Genomic DNA, 4,484 nt, shown 5'->3' on the forward strand with positions numbered 1-4,484 from the left:
TTTTTCCACAAATGTTTTGGTAATATTAAAATTGAATTTATATTTGCACCCGCAATCAAGCAACTGGTGCCTTAGCTCAGTTGGTAGAGCAAAGGACTGAAAATCCTTGTGTCCCTGGTTCGATTCCTGGAGGCACCACCAGAAAAAACCGTAACAAATTCTTTTCGATGATGTTGCGGTTTTTTGGTTTTTAATGCTATTCCGATCTTGCCAGATCAAATTGGATCAAGAACAATTTCTGGTTTTTTTTATTCATCTAAATAATTTAAAGAACAAAGAAAACTAATTTTCAATTTAGACCCAACTTTTGAGATTGATCCAGCAAAAGTTTATGGGATCATGCCCCCGTTTCACAGAAAAGTTACGGACGCTGATGCTGAATTTTTAAAAGTGCATTCCGAAGTACGGAATATTATTAAAGAATAAGGCAATAATGTCACACCCCTTATTATTTGTTAAATTTGTATTTTTAATACACAACATAATTTTCATTGGCGTACACTTAGAAAGGTCTAAGCTCGATGGATTTTCTCCGCTGGTCGACTTCAGATACATTCTCAATAGGATAGAATTTTTTAATCCCGTTTTCTTCGATGATGGCCTGTCCGAATTTTTGCTTTTGATGGGCATTTCTGCCGATGCGATTGTACAATTCCGCATATAGGACAGGTCCAGGGTTCAGTAAAAAGTCAATGTATCACACGGTAAATCAAAAGGGGTACACACGAAAGAATCGGTATTGCTTTTAAAGAAAAAAATAGGATTAGTACTGCCACCGACATTAAAATGGATTTCATAAAATATTGGTTTGATTGATGCTAACTCCATTAGTATCATGATTCATTTTTTTTGTTACAGACTTTTTAAATATCGTAAAAAAAGTGTCTACCAATATTCCTTTCGGATCCTATTCAATTTGTCATTATCAAAATACAGTCGTATGGAATATCTCCTTACTCGGACATCCTCCATGATACCTAGAAAAGAGAATTCCCATTGGTTATATTTCGCCATCGCTGGATCATATCCTTTTTTGAGGTTTTTCTCTATTAGAGCAATAGGCATCTTTGTTATCCCTAATCGATTTAGAATTTCCCCCAACTTTTCCGAAACCAAATTAACAGGATCTCCCAGGTTTATGGAAATCTCTGGAAATTCTTCTGACCAACTTTTCAAAATATCCACTTCCAGCTTTAAATCTCCAGGAAGAAAAGGCATAGAGACTTCTCCTGTTTCATCTTCTAACCATTCCTCTATAACAAACACTGGATCCCTCCATCTTTTGATTTCAGTAACTTCTTCATTTTTAAACCCAATATAAACACTATCGGTATCATAGCTTGGTCGCAGTATAGTTACCGCATTATATAATGATAAGTTATCTCCTATACTTGCCAAATGCTCCCCTGATTTGCACACCAAGGTAATATCATCAAAACCTTTCTCCTCTCCCAGTTCCTGAAGTTGATAATACACTTCTTCAGGCGAGCTTCCGATTTTTAAATTCCATTGCTGTCCTTTGACTATATCTGTTACACCCAAGGTTTCTTTTTGGTCAAAACAAGAGACCAAGCCTATAAAAGAAATACAAAGTAATATTACTTTTTTCATTACTGCATTTTTTAGACCATAGCCTGAATCCATTTAACACTTTTTTTCAATATATTAAAAAAATAAACAAAATAGCGTAGCTTTAATCAGTTAATCCTTAAAAAAGAGTTACTAGCTACCTTCTTGATTGTTTTTTAACTGTCCCATAAGGCAATAGGTCACTGTAATTTATCAGATTAATTTCCACATAGAGCCAAAATTTGATCTCTTGGAGTTTTACCATTAATTTTCTCAAGATAAACCTTGCGGCTGCCATGGTAAAATTCATACTGTCGCCCACTTGTCCTTTCAAGAAGTTTCTTGCTCCCTATGTTCTGCTTTGAGGTGTCCGATGATGGGCTCTATGGTCGCCCTTCTGCGGTGGGGTTTGCGTTTTTTCCTTTTTAATAAGCACCGTCCCCTTTCGATGGGGATTTAGGGAGATGAATCGGAGTATCTCCTACTAGTTGTTTTCCTTGATAACCCCGTTCTACAATGGCTGTTTTCGGGGGTTTACCCGTTAAGGAGTGGTTTGTTGCAGCACGTCTTCCCTAAGGTGTGCCCATCATACACATTGTTCTTAAAGGTCATGGCTCCTGCGATAATCCCCGTCTTTTGCATCAACACCAAAGAAGCCTTACATCCGTAATCGTATTTCTTATGAACCAGTAAAAAGCAATAATAAAACGAGTAATCATCATATTTTCTCTAACAAAAAGTATCTTAAGTTGCAAAAGAAACACAGGATCACTCCCAAAATTTGGGTTTTAAGACAAAATCGTTGTTAATTAAAAAAAGCCATCTACTTTTTTAATAGATGGCTCTTACATTATAACAGTATGACTAATTCTAATTAGTCAACTTTTAAAGCTTCTTTTGTATCCTCGGCGGCTTTATCGATGGCCTCTCCAGCATCTTCAGCAGCAGTATCAATAGCTTCTCCTGCTTTATCTACCGTATTTTCAAATGCTTCACCTACATCCTCTGCAGCGTTTTCAACATCCTCTGCAGCGCTTTCTACTGCATCTTGAGTCTTTTCTTTGGTGGTTTCTTTACAAGAAATAACAGTAAGACCTAAAACAATTGCTAATCCTAAAATTACTTTTTTCATAATAGTTGTTTGTTTATTATTTTTTTAAATTTTGCAACTCGAAGATCTTAGGGTTCTCCTTCCTCTTCGAGATAAATTCTTCAACAAATTCTCTTATCAATCCGCTGTGGAATCTATAAGTAATTTACGAATATAATTGCCTATTTGGATTTTTGCACCTGTCTTTTTTTCTATATATTTTTTATTAATACACCCTTTTTCTTTTATAACATTATGATTATCAAGCAAATAATCTAGTTTGCTAAAAAATTCATCCTTAGTGGAAATCGACTCAATTCCGCCTAGTTCGACGAGTTTTTCCGCTTCAATAAAACCTTTATAATGCTTTCCTATTATTACTGGAATTCCAAAAACAGCAGGTTCTAGTGTATTATGTAATCCTGTGGAGCCCATACCTCCTCCCACATAGGCTATATCGGCATAACTGTAAATTCGTGTTAGAAGCCCTATAGTGTCCACAATTAGTACCTGGGCTCCATCCACAGTCTCGAGATCCATCTTTGAATATAAAACTACGTTTTTCTTTATACTCATTTGAAGTTTTTCAATCTGATCGCACGCTACTTTATGAGGAGCTATAACCACCTTTAAATCTTTCCTGGCCGAGGCGTTGATATAATCTACCAAAAGAGCCTGGTCTTCTGGCCATGTACTTCCAGCAACCAAACAAATAGAATTGCCTACAAATCTCTCCATAAAGGTTAAACTGTTGTTACGATCCAATATTTCAACCACACGATCATACCGGGTATCCCCGCTAACAGTGACATTGAGAAAATTAATCCCATGAAGTAGGGATTTTGATTCCTCATTTTGAACAAAAAAATGTGTAAAGGTCTTCAATGATCGTATCATAAACCCACCGTAGGGTTTAAAGAATACTTGATCGGGCCTAAAAATGCCAGAAACCAGTAAGGTGGGAATATTGCGTTTTCGAAGAAGATTTAACGTATTAGGCCAAAACTCATATTTAACAAAAATAGCGAGTTTAGGGCGAGTCAATTCTAAAAATCGATTTATTTTTCCTTTGGTATCTAAGGGAAGATAGCACACCATATCCGCAACATGGGTATTTTTTTTAACCTCATACCCTGATGGAGAAAAGAAGGTAACAAGTATCTTATAATTAGGATACTCTTTTTTACACTGCTCAATTAAGGGTAACCCTTGTTCAAATTCCCCCAAAGAAGCTGTGTGAAACCAGATCACACGGTCTTCCTTTTCCAACTGGTTTTTTAAATAGCTAAAGGTTCCTTTTCGACCCTGAACAAATCGCCTTATTTTAGCACTAAATAATGCCACTACAAAGAGCAAACCACTGACGATATGTACAACGATATTATATAAAAAATACACTTTTTCCCTTTTGTCGCTAAAATACGTTACTTTCTGTTAATACATTGGGTGAGGAAACTTTATTTTGTAATTTTACCACGGTTATTTAAGAAGAATCCAAATGAGGAAAATACAGATGGTTGACTTACAAAGTCAATACCAAACTATAAAAGAACAAGTCAACAATTCTCTAACAGAAGTACTAGAATCAGCAGCCTTTATCAATGGTCCACAGGTTCACAACTTTCAAAAAGAATTAGAGTCCTACCTAGGTGTTAAACACGTCATCCCATGTGCCAACGGTACCGATGCGCTGCAAATTGCAATGATGGGATTAGAACTAAAACCTGGGGACGAAGTTATTACCACAGATTTCACTTTCGCAGCAACGGTAGAAGTTATTGGACTTTTACAGCTCACTCCTGTTTTGGTGGATGTCGATGCGAAT

Annotated in this window: 5 protein-coding genes and 1 tRNA gene; 2 read left to right on the forward strand and 4 right to left on the reverse strand. The window is 36.2% G+C overall.

Annotated features, from left to right (window positions below):
- The first annotated feature begins 65 nt into the window (after nucleotides 1-65).
- Nucleotides 66-141, forward strand: a tRNA-Phe gene (locus tag VKY50_RS08275).
- A 361-nt stretch (nucleotides 142-502) separates the two neighbouring features.
- On the opposite strand, the gene VKY50_RS08280 is transcribed toward VKY50_RS08275, so the two are convergent.
- The 4 genes from VKY50_RS08280 to VKY50_RS08295 form a co-directional block, all read right to left on the reverse strand.
- Nucleotides 503-652 carry a hypothetical protein gene (locus VKY50_RS08280; protein ID WP_324300761.1) on the reverse strand — a complete coding sequence of 50 codons (150 nt, stop codon included), beginning with the start codon at nucleotides 650-652 and terminating at the stop codon, nucleotides 503-505.
- 233 nt (nucleotides 653-885) lie between these two features.
- Entirely contained in the window at nucleotides 886-1,611 is a 726-nt protein-coding gene (locus VKY50_RS08285; RefSeq protein ID WP_324300763.1) for a hypothetical protein, read from the reverse strand.
- 832 nt (nucleotides 1,612-2,443) lie between these two features.
- A complete protein-coding gene (locus tag VKY50_RS08290) occupies nucleotides 2,444-2,701 on the reverse strand; it encodes a hypothetical protein (protein ID WP_324300765.1) in 258 nt (85 codons plus the stop codon).
- Nucleotides 2,702-2,797: 96 nt separating this feature from the next.
- Nucleotides 2,798-4,057 carry a 3-deoxy-D-manno-octulosonic acid transferase gene (locus VKY50_RS08295; protein WP_324300767.1) on the reverse strand — a complete coding sequence of 420 codons (1,260 nt, stop codon included), beginning with the start codon at nucleotides 4,055-4,057 and terminating at the stop codon, nucleotides 2,798-2,800.
- Between the two features lie 100 nt (nucleotides 4,058-4,157).
- On the opposite strand from VKY50_RS08295, the gene VKY50_RS08300 reads away from it, so the two are divergent.
- Nucleotides 4,158-4,484, forward strand: a 327-nt coding sequence (locus VKY50_RS08300; RefSeq protein ID WP_324300770.1) for a DegT/DnrJ/EryC1/StrS family aminotransferase, incomplete at its 3' end; no start/stop codon positions are given.

It is taken from the genome of Galbibacter sp. (assembly GCF_035306585.1).
Lineage (GTDB): Bacteria > Bacteroidota > Bacteroidia > Flavobacteriales > Flavobacteriaceae > Galbibacter.

Excerpts from the sequence above, each read along its gene's own strand:
- VKY50_RS08290 (WP_324300765.1), bottom strand. The coding sequence starts at position 2,701 with ATGAAAAAAGTAATTTTAGGATTAGCAATTGTTTTAGGTCTTACTGTT.
- VKY50_RS08285 (WP_324300763.1), bottom strand. The coding sequence starts at position 1,611 with ATGAAAAAAGTAATATTACTTTGTATTTCTTTTATAGGCTTGGTCTCT.